General features: G+C 76.0%; 17 protein-coding genes. 8 read left to right on the top strand and 9 right to left on the bottom strand.

Annotated elements, in window-relative coordinates; translation table 11 throughout:
- Positions 1-25 precede the first annotated feature (25 nt).
- From F1C15_RS06065 to F1C15_RS06035, 7 genes are all read right to left on the bottom strand, one after another.
- Complete coding sequence (locus F1C15_RS06065) at positions 26-916, bottom strand: nucleotidyltransferase family protein (RefSeq protein WP_056056902.1); 891 nt, start codon at positions 914-916, stop codon at positions 26-28.
- The gene (locus F1C15_RS06060; RefSeq protein ID WP_185233596.1) at positions 913-2,673 is read right to left on the bottom strand and encodes a polysaccharide biosynthesis tyrosine autokinase; all 1,761 of its coding nucleotides are present in this window, start codon (positions 2,671-2,673) and stop codon (positions 913-915) included. The genes F1C15_RS06065 and F1C15_RS06060 overlap by 4 nt, the downstream gene beginning before the upstream one ends.
- Before the next feature lie 196 nt (positions 2,674-2,869).
- The gene (locus tag F1C15_RS06055) at positions 2,870-3,943 is read right to left on the bottom strand and encodes a glycosyltransferase family A protein (protein ID WP_185233594.1); all 1,074 of its coding nucleotides are present in this window, start codon (positions 3,941-3,943) and stop codon (positions 2,870-2,872) included.
- Complete coding sequence (locus F1C15_RS06050) at positions 3,940-4,734, bottom strand: WecB/TagA/CpsF family glycosyltransferase (RefSeq protein ID WP_185233592.1); 795 nt, start codon at positions 4,732-4,734, stop codon at positions 3,940-3,942. Before F1C15_RS06050 ends, F1C15_RS06055 begins: the two co-directional genes overlap by 4 nt.
- Positions 4,734-6,329 carry a sugar transferase gene (locus F1C15_RS06045; RefSeq protein WP_185233590.1) on the bottom strand — a complete coding sequence of 532 codons (1,596 nt, stop codon included), beginning with the start codon at positions 6,327-6,329 and terminating at the stop codon, positions 4,734-4,736. The genes F1C15_RS06050 and F1C15_RS06045 overlap by 1 nt, the downstream gene beginning before the upstream one ends.
- Complete coding sequence (locus F1C15_RS06040; protein ID WP_185233588.1) at positions 6,326-7,543, bottom strand: LCP family protein; 1,218 nt, start codon at positions 7,541-7,543, stop codon at positions 6,326-6,328. The genes F1C15_RS06045 and F1C15_RS06040 overlap by 4 nt, the downstream gene beginning before the upstream one ends.
- On the bottom strand, positions 7,540-8,214 hold the full coding sequence (locus tag F1C15_RS06035) for a hypothetical protein (protein WP_219731574.1): 675 nt from the start codon (positions 8,212-8,214) through the stop codon (positions 7,540-7,542). Before F1C15_RS06035 ends, F1C15_RS06040 begins: the two co-directional genes overlap by 4 nt.
- Before the next feature lie 147 nt (positions 8,215-8,361).
- Here F1C15_RS06035 and F1C15_RS06030 point away from each other — a divergent pair, with 147 nt between their 5' ends.
- Positions 8,362-8,754, top strand: coding sequence for a PqqD family protein (locus tag F1C15_RS06030; protein WP_185233583.1), 393 nt, complete (start codon positions 8,362-8,364; stop codon positions 8,752-8,754).
- Here the strand turns inward: F1C15_RS06030 and F1C15_RS06025 are convergent.
- Entirely contained in the window at positions 8,751-11,360 is a 2,610-nt protein-coding gene (locus F1C15_RS06025) for a LuxR family transcriptional regulator (RefSeq protein ID WP_185233581.1), read from the bottom strand. The two genes, F1C15_RS06030 and F1C15_RS06025, sit on opposite strands and share 4 nt — an antisense overlap.
- 243 nt (positions 11,361-11,603) lie before the next feature.
- Here F1C15_RS06025 and tatA point away from each other — a divergent pair, with 243 nt between their 5' ends.
- On the top strand, positions 11,604-11,846 hold the full coding sequence (tatA, locus tag F1C15_RS06020) for a twin-arginine translocase TatA/TatE family subunit (RefSeq protein ID WP_056056886.1): 243 nt from the start codon (positions 11,604-11,606) through the stop codon (positions 11,844-11,846).
- Here the strand turns inward: tatA and F1C15_RS06015 are convergent.
- Positions 11,843-13,063: a GDSL-type esterase/lipase family protein gene (locus F1C15_RS06015; RefSeq protein WP_185233579.1), complete on the bottom strand. Its 1,221-nt coding sequence runs from the start codon at positions 13,061-13,063 to the stop codon at positions 11,843-11,845. The genes tatA and F1C15_RS06015 overlap by 4 nt on opposite strands.
- A 240-nt stretch (positions 13,064-13,303) precedes the next feature.
- Here F1C15_RS06015 and F1C15_RS06010 point away from each other — a divergent pair, with 240 nt between their 5' ends.
- The 6 genes from F1C15_RS06010 (at position 13,304) to F1C15_RS05985 (ending at position 22,333) form a co-directional block, all read left to right on the top strand.
- On the top strand, positions 13,304-15,733 hold the full coding sequence (locus tag F1C15_RS06010; protein ID WP_185233577.1) for an excinuclease ABC subunit UvrA: 2,430 nt from the start codon (positions 13,304-13,306) through the stop codon (positions 15,731-15,733).
- Between the two features lie 82 nt (positions 15,734-15,815).
- Positions 15,816-16,478: a TetR/AcrR family transcriptional regulator gene (locus F1C15_RS06005; protein WP_056056879.1), complete on the top strand. Its 663-nt coding sequence runs from the start codon at positions 15,816-15,818 to the stop codon at positions 16,476-16,478.
- Between the two features lie 148 nt (positions 16,479-16,626).
- A complete protein-coding gene (locus F1C15_RS06000; protein ID WP_185233575.1) occupies positions 16,627-19,218 on the top strand; it encodes an MMPL family transporter in 2,592 nt (863 codons plus the stop codon).
- 213 nt (positions 19,219-19,431) lie between these two features.
- Complete coding sequence (locus F1C15_RS05995) at positions 19,432-20,154, top strand: TetR/AcrR family transcriptional regulator (protein ID WP_255465515.1); 723 nt, start codon at positions 19,432-19,434, stop codon at positions 20,152-20,154.
- On the top strand, positions 20,151-21,911 hold the full coding sequence (locus F1C15_RS05990) for an MDR family MFS transporter (protein WP_185233573.1): 1,761 nt from the start codon (positions 20,151-20,153) through the stop codon (positions 21,909-21,911). The genes F1C15_RS05995 and F1C15_RS05990 overlap by 4 nt, the downstream gene beginning before the upstream one ends.
- Complete coding sequence (locus tag F1C15_RS05985; protein WP_056056874.1) at positions 21,908-22,333, top strand: DoxX family membrane protein; 426 nt, start codon at positions 21,908-21,910, stop codon at positions 22,331-22,333. Before F1C15_RS05990 ends, F1C15_RS05985 begins: the two co-directional genes overlap by 4 nt.
- Positions 22,334-22,389 lie beyond the last annotated feature (56 nt).

Here is a 22,389-nt window from a genome sequence, read left to right as displayed (position 1 = left end):
GGGATCGGCGGTCGGCGGCGGGGCCTCAGCCGTGCCGCGCGTCGCGCCAGGCCACGGGCAGGCCGCGCAGGCCCCGCGCCCAGCGCACGACGTAGGCGCGCAGCAGGTCGACGCCCCGGAGGTCGGCGCCGAGGCCGTCCTTCACGAGGGTCGCGCGCGGCGGCAGCAGCGCGAGGCGCACGGCGTGCAGCCGCTCGCGGGCGCCGGCGTCGCGGAAGGCCACGAGCCGACGCGTCAGGGGCGAGGCCGACCGGGTGCGCAGCCGCCACTCCGCGGACGGGGCGCCCCAGGCGAGGTCGAGCGGACCCGCGGCCTCCTCGACGAAGGGGCGCAGCGGCGCGAGGGCGCGCAGGCGACGCGCGGCGTCGACGAGCTCCGCGACGGGGAGCGCCCGCGCGTGCTCGACCAGGCGGTCGTGCTCGTCGGCGTGGCGCTCGACCCAGGGGCTGCGGAGGCAGTGCAGGGCCAGCACGAGGAGGGTGTCGACCCGGCCGGGCACCGCGACGTCGCGGCCGGCCCGGTCGAGCACCACGCGGCGGGCCCAGAGGGCGTCGAACGCCGCCCCGGGGTCGTCGTCGAGCCCCGGGAAGCGGTGGTGCACGTCGAGGTCGCAGCTCCAGCCCGGGTGGAACCAGGTGTCGGAGTGGCGGGGGAAGGCCGTGAGGTCGGCGTCGGCGGGGCGGGTGCGCCAGCCCCGTCGTGCCAGCTCCGCCCCGAACCGGGCGGCGTCGTCCCGGCCGCGGAGCAGGACGTCGACGTCGGCGCTGACGCGGGGCGGCCGGAGGCCGTGGTGGGCGGCCCCGTCGCCCTTGACGACGAGGGCCCGCAGGCCGACGCCGCCGGCCACGTCGGCGACGAGGGCGTGGGCCAGCTCGACGACGGGGGCGGCGGCCACGACGACGGCCGGCCCGGTCACCGCGTGCGCTCGCGCTCGCGGATCTCGCGACGGGTGAGCGCGCCGCCCGGGGCCTCGACGGGGGAGGCGGGCACCGCGGGGGACGTGGGCGCCGCGGGCGAGGCGGGTGAAGCGGGGACCCGGGCAGGAGCCGGCGCCACACCAGGAGCAGCAGCGGCAGCAGCAGCCGCCGCGGCACCAGCCGGGGCCGGGACCGGGGCCGGGGCCGGGGCCGCAGGAGGCGTCGGGGCGACCACGGGCGCGGGGGCCGTCACGGCCTCGCGGGAGGCGGGCGCCGTGCCGGAGCCCGCGCCGGCCCCGACGGCCCCGCCCGTCCCGACTTCGCCCTCGTAGTAGTAGTAGCTGCCGCCGAAGTAGCCGTACTCGCGGGCGTCGCGGCCCTTGGTGGGCACGCGGTTCAGCACCACGCCGAGCACGTCGCCGCCGCCCCGCGTGACGAGCTGGAGCGCCCGGTCGAGCTGGTCGAAGGTGGTGCGCGCGGCGGAGGCGGTCATCAGCACGCCGTCGGCCTTGGCGGCCAGCACGACGGCGTCGGTGACGGCGAGCACCGGGGGAGCGTCGAGGATGACGGTCGCGTGCTCGGCGAGGGTCGAGACGAGGTCCTGGAAGGTCTGCGACCCGAGCAGCTCGCTCGGGTTCGGGGGGATGCGCCCCGCGCCGACGACCCAGAGGTTCGACGCGGCCTCCGTCTGCTGCATGACCTGGTGCAGCTGCGCCCGGCCGGAGAGCACGTCGGTGAGGCCCGCGCCCTCGGAGACGCCGAGCACCTTCGAGAGGGTCGGCCGGCGCAGGTCGCAGTCGATGACGACGACCCGCTGGTCGGACGACACGGCGAGCGACTCCGCGAGGTTGGCCGCCAGCGTCGACTTGCCGTCGCCCGGCTGCGGGCTGGTCATCACGATCACCCGCGGCTGCGCGTCGACCTTGACGTAGGCGAGGTTGGTGCGGAGCTCGCGCAGCGCCTCCGACATGGCGAAGTTCACGTGGCGGTCGTCGGCGGTGGCGTTCGGCAGCGCCGCGACGAGGCCGCCGTGCTCGGCCAGCGCGTCGTTCTGCGGGATGGTGCCGATCACGCCCACGCCGAACCGTGACTCCACCTCGGCCGCGGAGCGGATCCGGCGGTCGAGCGTGTTGCGGACGAGCAGGTAGACGCCGGCGAGCATGAGGCCGGAGAGCCCGCCGAGCAGGAGGGCCACCTCCACGTTCGGCGACGCGGGCGAGGTCGGCACCGACGCCGACGAGAGCGCGACGAACGACGTGGCCGAGCCGCCCGTGTCGGTGCTCTCCTCCTGCATCGCGGCGATCTGCTCGCCCATCGCGGCGAGCCAGGCGTCGGTCAGCGCCGCGGCGTCGGCCGGGGTCGAGCCGCGGGAGGTGACGGTGATGATGGCCGTGTCCTCGGGCAGCGAGGTGGTCACGCGCCCCAGCAGCGACGCCGGCGACGCCGCTCCGCCGAGCGCCGCCGCGGCCGACTCGGCCACCGCGAGCGAGCCGCCGAGCTCGACGTAGGACTGCGCCTGCGACTTCGCCAGCTGGTCGGCGGCGAAGGCGAGGTTGGCGTCGCCGCCGGCGGCGACCTGCACGACGCCGGACGCGCTCGACTCGTACACGCGGGTCTGGGTGAGGGTCCAGCCGGCGCCGGCGGTCACGCCGAGCAGCACGATGAGGAAGGCGCCCAGCCAGTACGACCGCACGATGCGCAGGTAGTCCTGCAGGTCGAGGGTCCTGGTGCGGGGCTCGGTGTCGGGTCGGTCCACGGGCTTCTCCTGTCGCGGTGGCGGTGCTGCTGGTGTCGCGGGGCGGGTGCCGGCCGGCGGCCGGAGGGCGTCCGGAGGCGGGCGCCGGGTCGTTCCTACCGCGCGTGGCGAGGGGCTCCGGGGGCTGGCCGCGCGCCGATCCCCGGGGGCACGGGGCAGACGGGCACCGGGGCCGACGGGGCTTTCACCCCGGGTCTCACCCCGGGTGGACCGCGCGGCGTGCCGGCGCGGCGGGCCCGCGCCGGAGCCCGGAGCGGAGCCGGGCCCGGCCCCTCGCGTCGTGCGCGGCGTACAGCACGCGGAGCGCCGCGGTCGTCGCGGCGGGTGCCACGAGGGCGCCCCGGAGCACGCCCCAGGCCAGGGGGTCGCGTCGTCGCACGGCGCCGAGGTCGACGCCGCCGAGGGCCCGTCGAGCCCGGCGGAGCCCGTCGCGGCGCACCGCCGCGGGGGCGCCGAGGCGCACGGGCAGGGCGACGAGCGCCAGGCAGAGGAAGGTCGTGGTGAAGCGCTGGCGCACGCGCTCGTCGGCGGCCGCGCCGCCCCGCGCCCCGGCCGCCGCGAGCACGAGGTCGTGGGCCCGCTCGAGGTTGGCGAGACGCGGCGTCGAGACCCTCGTGATCGACCCCGGGCGGTGGGTCCAGTGGTAGAGCACCTCGGGCACGAACCGCACCCGGGAGGCGCGGGCCAGCACCGCCGCCGCCCCCGCGACGTCGCTCTGCGACGTCAGCTCGGGGAAGGGCGCGTCGCCGAGCAGCCGGCGCCGCAGCAGCTTCGACCAGAGGAACCCGTCGACCTGTCGGTCGAGGAGGAGCGCGAGGGCGACGTCGCCGGTCACAGTCCGGCGCTCCACGAGGCCGTCGACGACCTTGCCGGGCACCCCGGCCGCCCGTCGGTGGTCGGCCCGGCACCAGACGACGTCGACGGGGTCGCCGTCGTCGTCGCCCGTGGCGGCGGTGAGGACGGCGAGCGCGTCGTCCTCCCACTCGTCGTCGTGGTCGACGAACCACACGAAGTCGCCGACGGCGTGACGGAGCGCCCGGTTCCGGCTGCGGGCGACGCCCGCGTTCTCGTCGGCGACGACCACGACGGCGGACGGGCGCGACGCGGCCCACGTGACCAGCGCCTCCCCGGTGCCGTCGCCGGAGGCGTCGTCGACGACGACGACCTGCGCGCCCTCGGCGAGGCAGCCGTCGAGCCGGGCGAGGAAGGCGGGCAGGTGGGCGCCCGGCCGGTGCACGGCCGAGACGACGGTGACCCGGGGCGCGCTCACGAGCGCCGCCCGCGGGCCACGAGGAGCGAGCCCAGCACGACGCCGACGAAGGCCGGGCCGCGCACGAGGTAGCGGTGCGCCAGGCGGCGCGGCTCCTGGGCGAGCCGCCAGAGCCACTCGCCGCCGAGGCGCTGCACGAGGCGCGGGGCACGCGCCCGGGTGCCCGCCGCGAACTCGACGGCGGCGCCGGCGCCGACGTAGACGCCCGGGGGGAGGAGGTCGCGCCACTCGAGGAACCAGGCCTCCTGCTTCGGCGAGCCGAGGCAGACGAAGACGACGTCGGGCCGCTCGACGCGCAGCGCGTCGGCGACGGCTCTGCACCCGGCGTCGTCGACCGAGCGCACGAACGGGAAGGGCACGGTGACGAGCCGGACGCCCGGCGACGACGCCCTCAGCCTGGCCGCCGCGTCGTCGCTGACGCCCTCGGCGCCCCCGACGATCGCGACGCGCCAGCCGTTCCGCGCCGCCCGGGCGACGACGTCGCCGAGGAGGTCGGCGCCCGTGAGCCGCTGGATGCGCTGGTCGCCGAGCAGACGGGCGAGGCCGACGAGGGGGGCGCCGTCGGCGATCCGCAGGGAGGCGGCACGGTGCGCGGCGGCGGTGCGCGGGTCGGTGCGGAGGGCCAGCACCTGGTCGACGTTCGGGGTCATGACCAGGTGGCGGCCGCCCGAGGCGACCAGCGCCTCCATCTCGTCGAGGAGCTCGTCGGGGCCGCCCCGGAAGAGCGGCTGCCCGTCGAGGTGCGTGCCCCGGGCGCCGACGCGCAGCAGGGGCGCGGTGAGGAGCGACATCAGTAGGCCCCCCGTGCTCGGAGGACGGCGCCGACGGTGCGGCCGAGGATGGCGAGGTCGCCCGAGAGGGTCCAGTTCTCGACGTAGAGGAGGTCGATGACGAGCCCCTCCTCCCAGTCGAGGTCGGCGCGGCCGCTGACCTGCCACGCTCCGGTCAGGCCGGGGCGGGTGAGCAGGCGACGGTGGGCCGTGCGGTCGTAGGCCGCGACCTCGCGCGGCAGCGGCGGGCGGGGTCCCACGAGGCTCATGTCGCCCCGCAGCACGTTGACCAGCTGCGGCAGCTCGTCGATCGAGAACCGGCGGATGACGCGGCCGACCCGCGTGACCCGGGGGTCGTCGCGCATCTTGAAGAGCGGTCCGCGGGCGTCGTCGTCGTCGGAGACGAGGGCCGTGACGAGGGCGTCGGCCCCGGTCACCATGCTGCGGAACTTGTAGAGGGTGAACTCGGCGCCGTCGACGCCGACGCGGGTCTGGCGGAACACCGCGGGGCCGGGCGAGGTCAGGCGGATCGCCGCGGCCACCCCGGCGAGGAGCGGCGCGAGGGCCACGAGGCCCACGGCGGAGAGCGCGACGTCCATCAGGCGCTTGAGCACCGACTGGCGCCCGCCGAGCTGGACCCGGTCGACGCGGATGAGCTGGTGCCCGCCGACGGCGACGGGCTGCAGGCGCCGGCTCGACACCGGGCCGACCTGCGGTGACACGATCAGCTGCACGTCGGTGCCCTCGAGGGCCCACGAGAGGCGGCGCACGAACTCGTCGCCGACGAGCCCGCTGCCGACGACGACGACGCCCTCGGCTCCCTCGGCGGCCAGCCGTCGCTCGACGAGCGAGACGAGCTCGGCGGTGCGGGCGACGTGGGCCACCGGGGCGTCGTCGAGGTCGTCCAGGACGACCTCCGCGACCACGTCCAGCCCCGACGACGAGTCACGGGCGAGCACGTGGCGGAGGCCGGCCACGCCGGCGGCCGTGCCGACGACCACGGTGCGCGTGCCGAGGCGCCGAGCGGCCCGCAGCGACCGGACGTGCGCCCGCCACGCGAGCCGGTTCAGCAGCAGCACGGCCAGCCCGGCGGGCACGGCGACGAGCAGCCAGCCGCGGGAGATCTGCGTCTGCGTCGCCGCGGAGAAGAGGCTCACGCCGACCGCGACGACCACCGTCGCGCGCAGCAGGTCGCGGAACGCCGCGGCGCCGCTCGCGAAGAGGTCGTCGGGCCGGACGTCGGCCCGGGCGACGAGGAGGAGCAGCGTCCAGGCCGCCGTGAGCGCGACCGAGACGGTGCCGTAGCCCACGCCGCCGTCGCCGATCGCGAGCCCCTGGGGGCCGCGCCCGAACCAGGCGAGCTGCGCGGCGGACGTCGCGACGAGCAGGGCGGCCGCCTCGGTGACGGCCATCGGGACGACGGGCAGCGCACGTCGGGGGAGTCGCGGTGCCGGCCCCCGGGGCGGGGTGCGGTCGTCGGCGCGGCCGTCGGGGCGCTCGGCGGGCCGGCTGGCGGGGCGGACGGCCGGTCGCTCGGCGGGTCGGGCCCGGCCCGTGGCGGCCGGGTCGGTCGTGGCGGGGCCCGTGGTGGTCGGGCCCGGGAGGGTGCTGGTCATGGTCGCTCCGGGGTGAGGTCTGCCGCGTCGCTCCAGCGGCGCAGGTCGTCGTCGGCGATGGCGGCGGAGACGGCGGTCGTCGCCGCCTCGTCGGGCAGGACGACGGACTGGCCGCCGCCCCGCACGCCGCCGCCGGCGGTGGGGAGGGTGAAGAAGGCGACGTCGTCGGCCCGGACGCCGCGCAGCTCGTAGCCGAGGCGGGTCGTCTCGGCGGGGCCGAGCCCCGCGTCGACCGTCACCCAGCGGGTCGTCGTGCTGACGAACGAGGCCAGGCGACCGGGGTCGGCGAGGCCGTCGCGGAGCAGCCCGTCGACGACGCCGCGGAGGAACGCCTGCTGGTTGCGCACGCGCTGGTGGTCGGCGTCGGCGAACGCGTACCGCTCGCGGACGAAGGCCAGGGCCCGCTCGCCGGCGACGACGTTCGGGCCGGCGGCGAAGTCGTGGCCCGGCACGTTGCGGCTGCTGAACGCGACGGGGGAGTCGACCTCGACGCCGCCGAGCGCCGTCGACATCGACGCGAAGCCCTCGAAGTCGACCAGGGCCACGTGGGCCACGCGGGTGTCGAGCAGCTGCTCGACCGTCTGCACGAGCAGCGGCGCGCCGCCCCAGGCGTAGGCCGCGTTGACCTTCGCCTCGCCGTGGCCCGGCACGTCGACCCAGAGGTCGCGCATGATCGAGACCACGGTCACCTCGCGGCGGTCGCCGGAGACGTTGACGAGCATCATCGTGTCGGAGCGCTGGCCCGTGGGCCCGGCCTCGTCGACCGGGTCGAGGTCGCCGTCGCGGCTGTCGGAGCCGATGAGCAGCACGTTGAGGGCCCCGTCGGCCGGAGGCGCGGGTCGGCTGCCGGACGGGAAGGGATCGGCCTCGAAGGTGGTCACGCCCGACCGCCAGCCGAGCTGCACGAGGGCGCCGGCCAGCAGCGGCAGCCCGACGAGGACGACGAGCGCGGCGGACAGGCGGCGGAGGGCGCGTCGGCGACGTGGGCTCCGGGGAGACCGTCGGCCGGGCCGAGCCTCGGCCCGGGAGCCCGCGGTGCTGCGGGAGCCTCCGGAGCCGCGGGTCCCCGGGCGGGAGGACGACGCGTGCGGCTGGTGGCTGCGCCGCCGCCGGGGCGGCAGCGACACGGGCTCCCCGGCGTTCTCCGGGAAGACGAGCGCCAGGCCGTCGGTCACCGGGGCGGCCTCGTCGCGGGGCGGCACGGTGCCGGTCACGACGAACCCGCGAGGGCCCGGGCGATGACGAACACCGCGTCCTGCGTGCGCAGGTCGAGCAGCTCGAAGGCCCCCGGCACCGTGGAGACCGGGTCGTCGAGGTCGGCGCGGTGGCCGTCGACGTCGGCGAGGCCGGCGCGGAGGGCGGCGGCCCGCTCGACGAACGCCCGGCCCTCGAGTGCTCCGGTCTCGGCGTGCACGGCGAGGCCGGCCAGCTCGAGGAAGGTGAAGGTGCGCTTGAGCAGTCCGGGCGCGAGGTCGAGCACGCGGTCGGAGTGGCTCCGCTCCGCCGTGACGACGAGGTCGACGTCGTCGAGCTCGGCCGGGGTCAGCTGCCGGGCACGGTGGTCGGCCGCGTCGATGCCGTGCGACCGGAGCAGCTCGAGGGTGCCGTGCGCGGCGCCGGCGCCGACCCGGGCCCGGGTGCCGCAGCTCGTGACCCGGAAGTCGCCGGGGGCGAGGCGCTCGAGCTCCGCGCCGAGCAGTCTCTCGATCAACGGCGACCGGGCCTCGTTGGCCCGGCAGACGACGACGATCTCGAAGGGGCCGTCCGCCCGGGTGGGCTCGGCGGGCTCGGTCGCGGTGGCCCAGGGCAGGCGGTGGGCGGCGGGTCGGGTCTCGGGGCGTGGCACCGTGATCAGCTCCTCGGGGTCGGTGTCAGAGGCGTGCACCGTAGGCAGCGCCGTCACCCCCGGGAGGCGCGGGTCGGGCGTCGCGACGGGCCGCGGCCCCCGAGATGTCACCCCGCCCTTCACCGGGGTGACATGTCGCATGACACCCCGGGTGCCGCGGCCGGTCCGCCGTGGGAGGATGGCCGGATGACCGACGGCGAGGGGACCGGCCGAGGGCCCGGCGAGGGGCGCGTCGCCCCGGCCGCCGACGGCCCCGGAGCCTCCGGCGGCCCCGCCCGCCGCGGAGCCCCCACGGTCGACGGCCGCCTCGTCGTCCGCGTGTCACCGCGCGTGGCGGTCGCCCGTGACGGCGACGCGCTCGTCGTGGCCCAGCTCGACCGCAGCGCGCTCCGCCGGCTCGAGGGCACGGCGGCGGAGCTCTGGGCGCGGCTCGACGGCGTCGCCGCGGTCGACGACCTCGTCGACGCGTCGCTCGCCGACCACCCCGGGGCCGACCCCGCGGCGGTGCGCGAGCAGGTCGCGGCCTTCGTCGACCAGCTGCTGGCCGAGGGGCTGGTCGAGCGGGTAGAGCCGGCCTAGGAGGCGGTGGCCGCCTGCTCGCGGCTCACGGGGGCCAGGAGCCGCCACTCGTAGGCGACGCGCAGGGCCGCCGGCCGGGTGCTCACGCCGAGCTTGCGGTAGAGGCTCCGCACCTGGCTCTTGACGGTGTTGTGGGAGACCCCGAGGGTGCGGGCGATGTCCTCGACGGAGCCGGCGCCGCGCAGCTGCGCGAGCACGACGGCCTCGCGTCGCGTGAGCTTCGGCACGGTGAGGCCGCTCGAGTAGATGCGGGGAGCGTCGGCGAGCACGGGGTCGAGGTCGACGCCCGTCTGCCGGGCGAGGGAGCGGAGCTCCTCGGCGGGGACGAGCCACCACGGCAGGCGGAGGTCGTGGCGGGCCGACACCGAGACGGCCTGCTCGAGCGCCGTCCGCGCGACGTCGAGGTCGCCGACCCGGCCGCTGGCGACCGCCCGGACGAGCTGCAGCTCGAGCTGCGGGCGGGGCGCGAGCCGGCCCCGCCAGACCATGCGGTCGGCCACGACCCGGGCGTCGGCCGCCGCGCCCGCGAAGAGCAGCGCGCGGGCGTGCGCCCCGGCGACCGACTCGCGGCCGTCGACGAAGGGCCGCAGGGCGCCGAGGGCCGAGCGCGCCTGCTTCGAGAGCAGGAGGAAGTCGGACTTCAGGGCGGTCAGGAGCCCGTGCAGGTGGTTGCTCGCGACGCCCTGCGGGTGCGCGGCCTCCGCGTCGCGGACCACGCTGAAGCCCGTGGCCCCGTCGCCGTGGGCCAGGTGCCGCAGGGCCGTCAGCCAGGCGACGACGGGCCACTCCTCCACCGAGGCCGGCATGCTCGCCGCCGTGCGGATGCGGCGCCGGGCCTCCCGGTCGTCGCCCGCGTCGAGCGCGGCGACGCCGGCCGCGAGGTGGGCGGGCAGCGCCCAGACCGTGTGCCGCCAGTCCGACCAGCGCTCGTCGCCCTCCGCCGCGACGACGAGCGCCCGCGCCTCGCCCAGCCGGCCGTCGAGGGCGTGGACGAGGGCTGCGGTGCCGAGGGCCCGCAGGCGCACCGGGTCGGTCGCCTCGTCGAGGCGGCCGACCGCGCCGAACTCGAGCAGCGCCTCGTCGTACGCGCCCTCGTGGAAGAGCGAGAGGCCGATCTGCAGGTGGGCGTCGGCCAGCCGGCGCGCGAGCTCGGGGGTGCGGGGCACCCGGAGCTGGGCCATCGACTCGCGGGTGCGTCGGGCGAGGGCCGCGGCCCTCCCGACGCTGCCCGCCCGCCGCAGCGCCGCGATGCGCACCGCGGCGAGCCGGAGGGCGCCGGTGGGGCCCGCGTCCTTCTGCAGCTCACGCGCGGCCGTGTCGGCGGCGGCGAGGGTGCCCGCGGCGGCCAGCCAGCTGCGACCGCGGAACGCCGAGAGCTTGCCGAGCAGGCAGAGCAGCCACGGGTCGGCGCGCAGCGACGCCTCCGGCACGGTCTCGAGCACGGCCAGGACCTCGTCGGCGTGGTCGCGGGTCAGCTCGGCGTGGTGCCGCTCGAGCACCTCGCCGAGCAGGGGCCAGTCGTGGGCCGCGGCCGCGAGCCCCAGGGCCTCCCGGGCGTCGCCGTCGTCGAGCAGCTGGCGGGCGCCGGCCACCTGCACGCGCCGGGCCTCCTGCCGCTGGGCCTCGTCGACCCGGCGCTCGAGCAGGACCCGACGGACGACCGGCACCAGCACGAGGTGCCGCGTGCTGCCGACGACCGTCCACCCGCCGACGCCTGACCGCTCGACGACGTCGAGCAGCTCGGCCGCGGCGTCGTGGTCGCCGGTGACGGCCTCGAGCAGCTCGGGCGAGAGGAAGGGGAGCTCGGCGGCGGCCCGGAGCGCGTCGGCCCCGACCAGCGACTCCGCCTCCGTCGACACGTCGCGGGTCAGCTCGCCCTCGAGCCGGGCCACCAGCGGGGCGAGGTCCCGACGTCGCCAGAGGCGCCGCGGCTGCAGGGCCAGCTCGTGGGCCAGGCGCTGCACGGCGACGGCCCAGCCGCCGAGCGCCTCGTCGACGAGCGAGAGCGCGGCGTCGTCGAAGCAGACCCCGCGGGCGGTGAGCATCGCCGCGACCTCGCCCCGGTCGAGCTCGAAGACGTCGGGGGCGACGAGCTCGACGTCGAGGTCGGCGCCGGCGGCGCGCTCGAAGGTCGTCCGCACCCGGCCGACCAGCACGACGTGGAGGTGGTCGTGGCGCAGCACGAGGCGCTCGACGTCGGCCGCGAGCCGCGGGTCGTCGAGGCGGTCGACGTCGTCGAGCACGACCGTCACCGGCCCGGCGGCGCCGCCGAGCGCCTCGTCGAGCGCGGCCAGGGGGGCGCCGCCCAGGTCGCCGGCGGCCGGGTCGAGCAGGCGGGCCACGCCGGCCCAGACGTCGGCGACGGCCTGGTCGCCCCGGACCGTCCACCAGGCGCCCCTGATCGGTGCCTCGTCGAGCCAGGCCGCGACCGCGGTCGTCTTGCCGACGCCGGCGGGCCCCCGCACCACGACGACCGAGGCCTCCGCCGCACGGCTGAGGGCCTCCGAGACGCCCTCGCGGCGCAGCACGTGGCGGCGGGTGCGGGGGCGACCGCGGAGGCCCTGGTCGGGGGAGCGGTGCTCGGCGAGCGTGGACGTGGGTGACATGGGGGCCTCTCCTGTGGAAGATATCCAGTGCAGGAACACAAAATATCACACATATCACGCCGGAGGTGAGATCTCCTCCTCACCGACGTGAGACCGGGTGACCCGCGGGGTGGAGGCGGGGGTGGCATCGCGGGGCGCCTCGGCGAGGGCGACGGGGCCGGCTCGCCGGACGACCGTCCGGCACGGCCTACGGTGCGGCACGACCCGGGACCTCCGGGGCGCCCCACGACCCAAGGAGTCCCCATGCTCGCCAACCTCGGCGGAATGCACCTGCTGATCATCCTCGGCATCGTCCTGCTGCTCTTCGGCTCGACGAAGCTCCCCGCCCTCGCGAAGGGCCTCGGCCAGTCGATCAGCATCTTCAAGAAGGAGACCGAGAAGGGCGCCGAGGCCGACGCGGCGTCGGCGGCCGCCCCGACGGTGGCCGCGACCGCCGCCCCCGCCCCCGCGACCACGGCGCCGGCCCCGGCCGACCAGGCGCGCTAGGCGGCTCGGCGCCAGAGCTCCCGCTCGATGTCGAGGGCCAGCTCGCGCAGGGCGTCGAGCGGCAGGCCCCGCACGTCGCGGGGCTCCGGGTCGAAGACGCAGAGCGCCCCGATGCGGATGCCCTCCGCGGTGTGCACCGGGTAGCCGGCGTAGAACCGGATGTCGTTGCGGGGCACCGTCAGGGTCGTCTGCCAGGCGTCCGCCACGACGAAGGGCTCGTCGGCGTCGACCGTCGTCGCGCAGAACGACTCGCTGAGCGGCACGGCCGTGCTCGAGCCGAGGGTGCTCACGACGTTCCACTGGTGGTCGTCGAGCACGAGGTTGAACGCGGCGCCGTCGGTCTCGAACAGGGCCCTGGCCTGGTCGGTGATCTGCTGGAAGGCCGCCTCCGGCTCGGGCTGCACGACGCCCGACGCGGCGATCGCCTCGAGCCGCGTCGGCTCGGGCTGCGGGCGGCTCCGGGCCCGCTGCGGCGAGTCGATGCGCGCCCGCTGGGCGTGCAGCAGGGGCGCGACGTGCTCGCTGAGCGCCTCCGCCCAGGTCTCGTAGAGCTCGGCCGTGGCCTCCGCGCGCCCCGGCGACCGGTCGTCGTCGACGGCCTCCGCGCCTCCCCCTCCCGGCAGCGTCAGGTGGGTGACCCGGGCGTGCTCGGCGCAGACCCCCGCCGAGACCTCGGCCAGGAGGGCCGAGTGGCGCTCGGCGAGCGCCGTCGGCTGCACGCCGAACGTGCCCAGCGCGTCGGCCAGGGGAGTGGAGGCGACGACCACCCTCGCGCACGGCCTCGTGCGCTCGAGCAGGGCCGACACGAGGCCGTCGAGGTCGCGGGCGCAGGCGCGGGGCGACCGCAGGGTCATCGCCTCGGCGGCCCCGAGCGTCACCACCACGACGTCCCAGTTCTCGAGGAAGGCGTCGCCGAGCACGGTGTGCAGCGACGGCACCCGGTGCGTCGGGTCGGCGAGGGCCGCGACGTGCGAGCCCCGGCCGGTGCGGCGGGCCAGGCGCCGCGCGAGCCGGCCCGGCAGCGCGACCGAGTGCGAGCTCGTGCCCCAGCCGACGGCGGGGCCGGCCCCCACGATGAGGACCCGGTCGGGGTCGAGGCCCGCCCCGGCGCCGAAGGGCACGTCGCGGGGCCGCGGCGTCGTCGTCGACCGCGCGCAGAGCCAGGCGTACCGGGCCGCGAGGGCGGGGGAGAGGAGGAAGCGCCCGGCCGGGTTCACGACGTCGCCCCGGCGCCGCGCGCCCTCGTACGGCCCGAGCCGCCCTGCGTCGTCTCGCCCATCGTGGTGTCTCCCTGATCCGGTGTCGCCGGCGACGAGTCGGTGTGCAGCGGTGCTGCCTCGTGCCCGACGCCTCGGGCGTCGTCCCCCCACGCTAGCCACGCGCGCCCGGGCAGACAAGGTGGTCTGCCCGGGAGTCTCCCCGGCCCCGCCGCGGACCGGCCGCCTACCATCGACCGGATGCCTGCCGACCGCACCCGCGCCTCCTCGTCCGCCCCCGACCCGGTCGACGGCTTCGTGCGGGTGCGGGGCGCCCGCGAGAACAACCTGCGGGCCGTCGACGTCGACGTGCCCCGCGACCGCATCGTCGCGTTCACCGGGGTCTCCGGCTCGGGCAAGTCGTCGCTCGCCTTCGGCACCGTGTTCGCCGAGGCGCAGCGGAGGTTCCTCGAGTCGGTGGCCCCCTACGCTCGTCGGCTGATCGCGCAGGGGTCGACGCCCCGGGTCGACTCGATCACGGGCCTGCCCCCGGCCGTCGCGCTGCAGCAGCGCCGCGGCGCGCCCAGCTCGCGCTCGTCGGTCGGCACGGTCACGACGCTGTCGAACTCCGTCCGCATGCTGTGGTCGCGCGCGGGCACCTACCCCGAGGGGGCCGACCGCCTCGAGTCCGACTCGTTCTCGCCGAACACCGTGGCCGGCGCGTGCCCGCGCTGCCACGGCCTCGGGGTGGCGCACGAGGTGACCGAGGCCTCGGCCGTCCGCGACCCGTCGCTGAGCATCCGCGACGGCGCGATCGCGGCGTGGCCGGGCGCCTGGCAGGGCAAGAACCTCCGCGACGTCACCGCCGTGCTCGGCTACGACATCGACCGACCGTGGCGGGAGCTGTCGCGGGAGGACCGCGACTGGCTGCTCTTCACCGAGGAGCAGCCGGTGGTCGAGGTGCAGCCCCAGCGCGACCGCGTCGCCAAGCCGTACAAGGGCCGCTTCTGGAGCGCGCGGCAGTTCGTGCTGCACACCCTCGCCGACTCGCAGAGCGAGACGCAGCGCACGAAGGTGCTGCAGTTCGTCGAGTCGGGGCCGTGCTCGCTCTGCGGCGGCACCGGCCTCACCCGGGCCGCGCTCGCGGTGACGGTCGCGGGCCGCACGGTCGCCGAGCTGAACGCGCTGCCGCTCACCGAGGTCGCCGAGCTGCTGCGGCCGATCGCGGCGATCACCGACGCCGGCGTCGCGACGTCGCGGGCGTCGTCGGGCGAGCGCACCGAGGTCGCGGTCGCCATCAGCCGCGACCTGCTCGCGCGGGTCGAGGTGCTGACCGAGCTCGGCCTCGGCTACCTCAGCCTCGGCCGGGCCACCCCGACGCTCTCGCCCGGCGAGATGCAGCGCCTGCGCATCGCGACGCAGCTGCGCTCGGGCCTGTTCGGCGTCGTCTACGTGCTCGACGAGCCGAGCGCGGGGCTGCACCCGGCCGACGCCGAGCCCCTCGTCGAGGTGCTCGAGCAGCTCGTCGCGAGCGGCAACAGCGTCTTCGTCGTCGAGCACGACATGGACGTCGTGCGCCGCGCCGACTGGGTCGTCGACGTCGGGCCCGCCGCCGGGGCCGGCGGCGGCGAGGTGCTCTACAGCGGCCCGGTCGCCGGGCTGGCCGACGTCGAGGCGTCGGTGACCCGCCGCTTCCTGGGAGCCGAGGAGGCGCGCCCCGCCCCCCGCGAGGCGCGCACGCCGGCCGCGTGGCTGGAGCTCCGCGACGTCACGCGGCACAACCTCCGAGCGCTCGACGTCGACGTGCCCCTCGGCGTGCTGACCGCGGTCACGGGCGTCTCCGGCTCCGGCAAGTCGACCCTCGTCGGCCACGTCGTCGCCGAGCGCGCGGTCGAGCACCCCGGCGTCGACCGCGTCGTGCAGGTCGACCAGAAGCCGATCGGGCGGACCCCGCGGTCGAACCTCGCGACGTACACCGGCCTCTTCGACGCGGTCCGCGCCTCCTTCGCGGCCACCGACGAGGCGCGGGCCCGGGGCTGGGGCGCCGGCCGCTTCTCGTTCAACGTCGTCGGCGGCCGGTGCGAGGTCTGCCAGGGCGAGGGGTCGGTCTCGGTCGAGCTGCTCTTCCTGCCCGGCTCGTACGCGCCGTGCCCGGAGTGCCACGGGTCGCGCTACGCGCCCGAGACGCTCGAGGTCACCTGGCACGGCGCCACGGTCGCCGACGTGCTCGGCATGACCGTCGAGGAGGCCGCGGGCTTCCTCGCCGAGGTGCCCGCCGCCGCCCGGGCGCTCGAGGCCCTGCGGCAGGTGGGCCTCGGCTACCTGCGGCTCGGGCAGCCGGCCCCCGAGCTGTCGGGCGGCGAGGCGCAGCGCATCAAGCTGGCGACCGAGCTGCAGCGCGCCCGCGGCGGCCACACGCTGTACCTCCTCGACGAGCCGACGACGGGGCTGCACCCGGCCGACGTCGAGCTGCTCGTCGCCCAGCTGCAGCGGCTCGTCGACGCCGGCGGCACCGTGGTGCTCGTCGAGCACGCGATGGACGTCGTCGCGGCGGCCGACCACGTGATCGACCTCGGCCCGGGCGGCGGCGACGCGGGCGGGCAGGTCGTCGCGAGCGGCACCCCGCGCGAGGTGGCGGCGAGCACGGCGAGCCGGACGGCGCCGTACCTCGCGCGGCGGCTCCGGCCCTGACGACGGCCCGGGGCTCAGGGGGCCTGGGAATGCGCCCAGAGCAGGGTGCACCGAGTGCGTGGGTGCACTTAGTGTAATCACCGTGACCGCCGCTCCCGCCCTCGACCGACGTGCCGCCCTCAAGGCGCGGCACCGGCAGGCGATCCTCGACGCGGCCGACGCCCTCATCGCCGAGCGGGGCGCCCCGAGGTTCAGCGTCGACGAGCTCGCCGAGCGCGCCGACGTGTCGCGCCGCACGATCTTCAACCACTTCTCCGGCCTCGACCAGGTGGTGCTGACCCTCGGCACCGTCGCCATCACGAACGCCGTCGAGGAGTTCCAGACCGCCACCGCGGCCGTGGCGACCCCCGCCGCGGTGCTCACCCGCGCCTCCCTGTTCGACGAGGTCACGCTCGCCCTCCGCAGCATCGACCTGCCGGCCGTGATCGCCTACCTCTGGCGCGTGCTCGAGGGCGGCAGCGAGGGGCCGGGCGAGCCGAACGTCATGCAGGACGTCTTCTCGCGGGCGACCGAGCACCTCTCGGCCGACGCGGCCCGCCGAAGCTCCGAGGTCGACGACCTCGACGTCGAGCTGCTCGTCAGCTCGCTGATGCACGGCATCGCCGTGATCGCGGTGCACTGGGTGCGCCGCACCGACGGCGCGCTCGACGACGCGTCGCGGGCGGTCTGGGGCGAGCTGCTCGACCGGCTGGTCGAGACGGTGCGCACGGGCTACCCGGCGGCCCGCGGCCCCGACGGGCCCTGACCCGCACCGACCGCCCCCGGCGCCCCGACCCGGCGCCCCCGACCCGCCGCACCCCGGCTGCTCCGCCCCTCCTCCCGACGACGCGAGGCCCACCGCACCCCGGCCACCACCGCACGGCCACCACCGCCCCACCTGGAGGACCACCACCATGGCGACACTGCTCTACCGACTCGGCCGCCTCGCGGCCCGACGCGCCTGGCTGGTGATCGTGGCGTGGGTCGTCGTGCTCGGCCTCGCCGGCGGCGCCTTCGCCCTGTTCGGCGGAACGCTGACCTCCGCCGTCAGCATCCCCGGCACCGCGACCCAGGCGGTGAGCGACGAGCTCTCCGAGAAGTTCCCGGCCGCGAGCGGCGGCTCGGGCTCGGTGGTCTTCACCACCTCCGACGACTCGGCGTTCACCGACGAGCAGAAGACCGAGATCGCCGACCTGCTCACCCGCACGGAGGAGCTCGACGACGTCAAGGGCACCACGAACCCCTTCGACACCCAGGCGCAGCTCGCGGAGCAGGCGCAGAAGGTCACCGACGGGCGCGCCCAGATCGACGCGGGCACGGCGCAGCTCGAGGCCGGGCAGGCGCAGATCGACGCCGCGCAGGCGCAGCTGACCGCCGGCCAGCAGCAGCTGGACGCGGCGAGGGCCCAGGCCGAGGCCGCGGGCCAGCTCGCCGCCGCCCAGGCGCAGCTCGACGCGCAGCAGGCCCAGATCACCGCGGGCCAGCAGCAGATCGACGAGCAGCAGGCCACGCTCGACGCCAGCCGCACCGAGCTCGAGACGCAGTCGGCCACCCTGGAGGACGGCGCCGACCTGCTCGCACTCGCGGAGGAGATCCGCCAGGTCTCGAAGGACGAGACGACCGCGGTCGCCAGCATCCAGTTCGACAAGGCCCTCAACCTCGTGACCACGGAGTCGAAGGACGCCCTCGTGGAGGAGATGCAGGGCGCCGACATCGCCGGCGTCGACGTCGAGGTGTCGAACGACATCGCCGCGAGCATCCCCGAGATCCTGGGCCCGGGCGAGGTCGGCGGCGTCGTCATCGCCGCGATCGTGCTCTTCGTCATGCTCGGCACCCTCATCGGCGCCGGCCTGCCGCTCGTCAACGCCCTGATCGGCGTCGGCGTCGGCGTGCTCGCCTCGCTCGCCCTCTCGGGCACCGTCGAGATGCTGTCGGTCACCCCCGTGCTGGGCGTGATGCTCGGCCTCGCGGTCGGCATCGACTACTCGCTCTTCATCCTCAACCGCCACCGGCAGCAACTGCGCGACGGGGTGCCCCTCGAGGAGTCGATCGGGCTCGCCAACGGCACCTCGGGCAACGCCGTCGTCTTCGCCGGCTCGACCGTGCTCATCGCCCTCCTGGCGCTGAACCTCACGGGCATCCCCTTCCTCGGCCTGATGGGCACCGTCGGCGCGGTCTGCGTCTTCGTCGCCATCCTCATCGCCGTCACGCTCACCCCGGCGCTGCTGCGCCTGGTCGGCCTGCGCATCCTCACCAAGAAGGTGCGCGCCCGCGTCGGCCAGACCGGCCCGGTGAAGGTGCCCACCTCGCCGATGCGCACCGGCCGTGCCGTGCTCACGCTGGTCGCCGGCGTCGCCGTGCTGCTGATCGTCGCCATCCCGGCGCTGTCGATGCGCCTCGGCCTGCCGGCCGGCTCGTCGGAGCCCGTCGACTCGAGCGCTTACACGGCGTACAAGCTGATCGACGACAAGTTCGGCGCCGGCGTCAACGGCCCGCTGATCGTCGTCGCCGACCTCGACCAGGCCGTCTCGGAGGACGACCTCGTCGCCGAGCAGGTGCGCATCGGCACCGAGATCAAGGGCGAGGACGACGTCGTGGCGGTGGCCCCGATCGGCGCCTCGGACGACGACCGCACCCTCGCCTTCCAGGTGGTCCCGCAGGGCGGCCCGTCGAGCGAGTCGACCGAGCAGCTCGTCCGCGACCTCCGCGGGCTCGACGTCGAGGGCGTCTCCGCGCTCGGCGTCGCGGGCAACGCCTCGGGCAACATCGACGTCAGCGAGAAGCTCGCCTCGGCGCTGCCGCTCTACCTGCTCGTGGTCGTCGGGCTGTCGCTGATCATCCTGATCTTCGTGTTCCGGTCGATCCTCGTGCCGATCACGGCGACGCTCGGCTTCGTGCTGTCGCTGTTCGCGGCCTTCGGCGGCGTCACCGCGGTGTTCCAGTGGGGCTGGCTCGCGCCGGTCTTCGGCGTGCACGACCCGGGGCCCATCCTGAGCTTCCTGCCGATCCTGATGGTCGGCGTGCTCTTCGGGCTCGCGATGGACTACCAGCTCTTCCTCGTCAGCGGCATGCGCGAGTCGTTCGCGCACGGTGCCCCGGCCCGCCTCGCCGTCCAGCGCGGCGTGCACGCCGGGCGGACGGTCGTCATCGCGGCGGCCCTGATCATGACTGCGGTCTTCTCCGGCTTCGTCTTCTCGAACTCGGTGATGATCCAGTCGATCGGCCTCGGCCTCGCGCTCGGCGTGCTCGTCGACGCGTTCGTCGTCCGCCTGCTGCTGATCCCGGCCGTGATGCACCTGCTCGGCGACGCCGCGTGGTGGATCCCCAAGTGGCTCGACCGCATCCTGCCCGACGTCGACGTGGAGGGTGCCTCGCTCGAGCGCTCGCACCCGGCGGCCGCGCACACCGCCGACGAGCAGCACCACTCGCACGTCGCTCCCGGCGCCGAGGTCGACGCTCCCGTGACGGCGACGGCGCACGACGGCGACGGAGCGCACCGGGCGTAGCCCCGGCCCCGCGAGCGCGGGGGAGCAGTGCCCGAGGGAGGCGCGGCGTCGGTCTGACCGGCACCGCGCCTCCCGTGCGTGGCTCAGTCGTCTCGGCGATCTCTCAGCTGCTGAGAGTTGCACTCTGCGCCTCAGGGTGCAATTCTCGTCGTCGGGCATCCCGCCCTCGGCGACGTCGCCGGCCCGCACCGCGACGACCGAGAGGAGGCACCCGTGACCGACAGCACGACCGAGAGCGGCCCCGAGGCGCTCGGCAAGGCCGCGCTCCGGCGGCTGCGCGTGCGCTCCGAGCTCGTCGCCGAGGCCCGGCGCCTGACCGCCGCGGAGGGCCTGGCCGGCTTCACGATCGACGAGCTCTGCACGACGGTCGGCATCTCGCGCCGCACCTTCTTCAACCACTTCGCCTCGAAGGACGACGTGGTCGTGGGCGTCGCCCTCGACGACGACGACGAGCCGCTGGAGGCCTACGCCGCGACCCGCCGCGACCCGGCGCTGCCGCCGTTCGCCACCACCTTCGACGACCTGTCGGCGATGCTCGTCGAGCGGATCCAGCACGTCGGGCTCACCCGCGCCCGCGCCGCCGAGTTCAAGGCCGCGCTCGACCGCGAGCCGCGCCTGCTCGGCAGCGTGATGCGCCAGGGAGACGAGCAGCAGCGGCGCATCGCCGCCGCCGTGGCCGCGCACGAGGGGCTCGACGTCGCCGACCCTCGCGTCGACGTCGTCGTGACCCTGATGACCGGCCTCGCGCAGCGCTCGATGGCCGTCTTCTTCACCGCTCAGGGCGACCAGGCCCAGCGCTTCGACGCGGTGCTCGCGGAGCAGCTGCGGCTCGCCCGCGAGCTGCTGGCCGCCGGCGCCACCGCACCGGTCCGCACCGCCGCCCCCGTGACACCCCCGCTCCGCACGACCGACCGAGAGGCGCCTCGACCCGCATGACGACCACCACCGAGAAGCGGGCCGACGCCCCCTTCCTGCTCACCCAGAGGCGCATCTGGATCATCTTCGGCGCGCTGATCTCCGGCATGCTGCTGTCGAGCCTCGACCAGACGATCGTCTCCACGGCCATGCCGACCATCGTCGGCGAGCTCGGCGGCGTCGAGCACCAGGCCTGGATCACCACGGCGTACCTGCTCGCGACGACGATCGTCATGCCGATCTACGGCAAGTTCGGCGACGTGCTCGGGCGGCGCAGCCTCTTCCTCGTCGCCATCGCGATCTTCACCCTCGCGAGCATCGGCTGCGCCTTCGCCACCGACTTCTGGATGTTCGTCGTCTTCCGGGCGATCCAGGGCCTCGGCGGCGGCGGGCTGATGATCCTGTCGCAGGCGATCATCGCCGACATCGTGCCCGCCTCCGAGCGCGGCAAGTACCTCGGCCCGCTGGGCGCCGTCTTCGGCCTCTCCGCCATCGGCGGGCCCCTGCTCGGCGGCTTCTTCGTCGACCACCTCACCTGGCAGTGGGCGTTCTACATCAACGTGCCCGTCGGGGTCGCCGCGTTCGTCATCGCCTGGATGGCCCTGACCCTGCCCAGCAAGAAGGCCACGAAGAAGGTCGACTGGCTCGGCGTCGTGCTGCTCTCGGCGGCCACCACCTGCCTCATCTTCTTCACCGAGTTCGGTGGCCAGGCCGACCACGGCTGGGGCGCCCCCGAGACCTGGCTGTGGGGCGCCGGCGTGCTCATCGCGGTCAGCCTCTTCGTGCTCGTCGAGTCGCGGGCCGACGACCCGATCATCCCGCTCTCGTTCTTCCGCAACCGCGTGTTCGTGCTCGCCACGGCCGTCGGCTTCGTGCTGGGGATCGGCATGTTCTCGGCCATCGCGTTCGTGCCGACCTTCCTGCAGATGTCGTCGGGCGCCTCCGCGGCGGTCTCCGGCCTGCTGCTGCTGCCGATGATGGGGGGCCTCATCGGCACCTCGATCATCTCGGGCAACCTGATCACCAAGACCGGTCGCTACAAGATGTTCCCCATCGTCGGGACGGTGCTCACCGGCATCGCGATGGCCCTCTTCACGACGCTCACGGCCGACACGCCCCTCTGGCTGATCTGCGTGTTCCTGCTGGTCTTCGGCGCGGGCCTCGGCCTCATCATGCAGGTCGTGGTGCTCGTCGTGCAGAACTCGGTCGACGCGGCGAACGTCGGCACGGCGACCAGCACGAACAACTACTTCCGCGAGGTCGGCGCCGCGCTCGGCGTCGCGATCTTCGGCGCGCTCTTCACGAGCCGCCTCACCGAGAACCTCACCAGCGTCTTCACCGGCGCCGGGGCCTCGGCGGGCGACGCCGCGCAGTCGACGGCCACCCTCGACCCCGCGGCCCTGAACGAGCTGCCCGAGGCGATCCGTCGCCAGGTCGTCGAGGGCTACGCCGACGCGCTCGCCCCGGTCTTCGCCTACCTCATCCCCTTCATCGCCGTGGCGTTCGTGCTCGCGCTCTTCCTGCCGCAGATCGCCCTCAGCGACGTGGCCGGCATGGTCGCCCGCGGCGAGGCCGTCACCGGCGAGGAGGCCGACCGGCTCGAGGCGGAGGCGCGGGGCCGCACCGCAGGAGCGCCCGCCGCCACGTCCGCCGCCGCCGAGACAGCCACCGCCGCAGCCGTCGCCACGGGCGCGCCCGTCGCCCCGCTCGACGGCGCCGTGGGCGACACCGACCCGCACCCCGACTCCACCCGCACCGACCGAACGGACCGACCATGACCTCGCGCAAGCTCCCCCGCACCTCCGTGCCCCGCACGATCGGCCGGGTGCTGCTCGGCTCCGCGCTGGTCTTCGCCGGCACCAGCCACCTCACCTTCGGCCGCGAGGACTTCCGCGCGCAGGTGCCCGAGTTCGTCCCGCTCAGCGAGGACGTCACGGTGCTCGCCTCGGGCGTCGCCGAGATCTCGCTCGGCGCCGCGCTGATCGCCCTCCGCGGCCGCCGCGTCACGGTCGGCTGGGTCGCCGCGATCTTCTTCACGGTGATCTTCCCCGGCAACATCGCGCAGCTCATCCACCACCGCGACGCGTTCGGGCTCGACACCGACACCAAGCGCGGCCTGCGCCTGCTCGGCCAGCCGCTGCTGATCGCCTGGGCGCTCTGGTCGACCGGAGCCTGGCGCGACCGGAAGCGCCGCCGCTAGCCGCACCGCGCCTCCCGCGGTCCGCCCCGCGCCCCTCCTCCCGCACCCAGGCGGGG

This window comes from Frigoribacterium sp. NBH87 (genome assembly GCF_014217665.1).
GTDB classification, from domain to species: Bacteria; Actinomycetota; Actinomycetes; order Actinomycetales; family Microbacteriaceae; genus Frigoribacterium; species Frigoribacterium endophyticum.
Note: the sequence above shows the minus strand (reverse complement) of the source record. Positions and strands in the feature narration are given on the sequence as shown.

What these genes read in the sequence shown, in the direction of transcription:
- F1C15_RS06030 (WP_185233583.1), top strand. Translation starts at nt 8,362, where the DNA reads ATGACCGACGGCGAGGGGACCGGCCGAGGGCCCGGCGAGGGGCGCGTC.
- F1C15_RS05985 (WP_056056874.1), top strand. Translation starts at nt 21,908, where the DNA reads ATGACCTCGCGCAAGCTCCCCCGCACCTCCGTGCCCCGCACGATCGGC.
- F1C15_RS06025 (WP_185233581.1), bottom strand. Translation starts at nt 11,360, where the DNA reads ATGTCACCCACGTCCACGCTCGCCGAGCACCGCTCCCCCGACCAGGGC.
- F1C15_RS06010 (WP_185233577.1), top strand. Translation starts at nt 13,304, where the DNA reads ATGCCTGCCGACCGCACCCGCGCCTCCTCGTCCGCCCCCGACCCGGTC.
- F1C15_RS06000 (WP_185233575.1), top strand. Translation starts at nt 16,627, where the DNA reads ATGGCGACACTGCTCTACCGACTCGGCCGCCTCGCGGCCCGACGCGCC.
- F1C15_RS06050 (WP_185233592.1), bottom strand. Translation starts at nt 4,734, where the DNA reads ATGTCGCTCCTCACCGCGCCCCTGCTGCGCGTCGGCGCCCGGGGCACG.
- F1C15_RS06045 (WP_185233590.1), bottom strand. Translation starts at nt 6,329, where the DNA reads ATGACCAGCACCCTCCCGGGCCCGACCACCACGGGCCCCGCCACGACC.
- F1C15_RS05990 (WP_185233573.1), top strand. Translation starts at nt 20,151, where the DNA reads ATGACGACCACCACCGAGAAGCGGGCCGACGCCCCCTTCCTGCTCACC.
- tatA (WP_056056886.1), top strand. Translation starts at nt 11,604, where the DNA reads ATGCTCGCCAACCTCGGCGGAATGCACCTGCTGATCATCCTCGGCATC.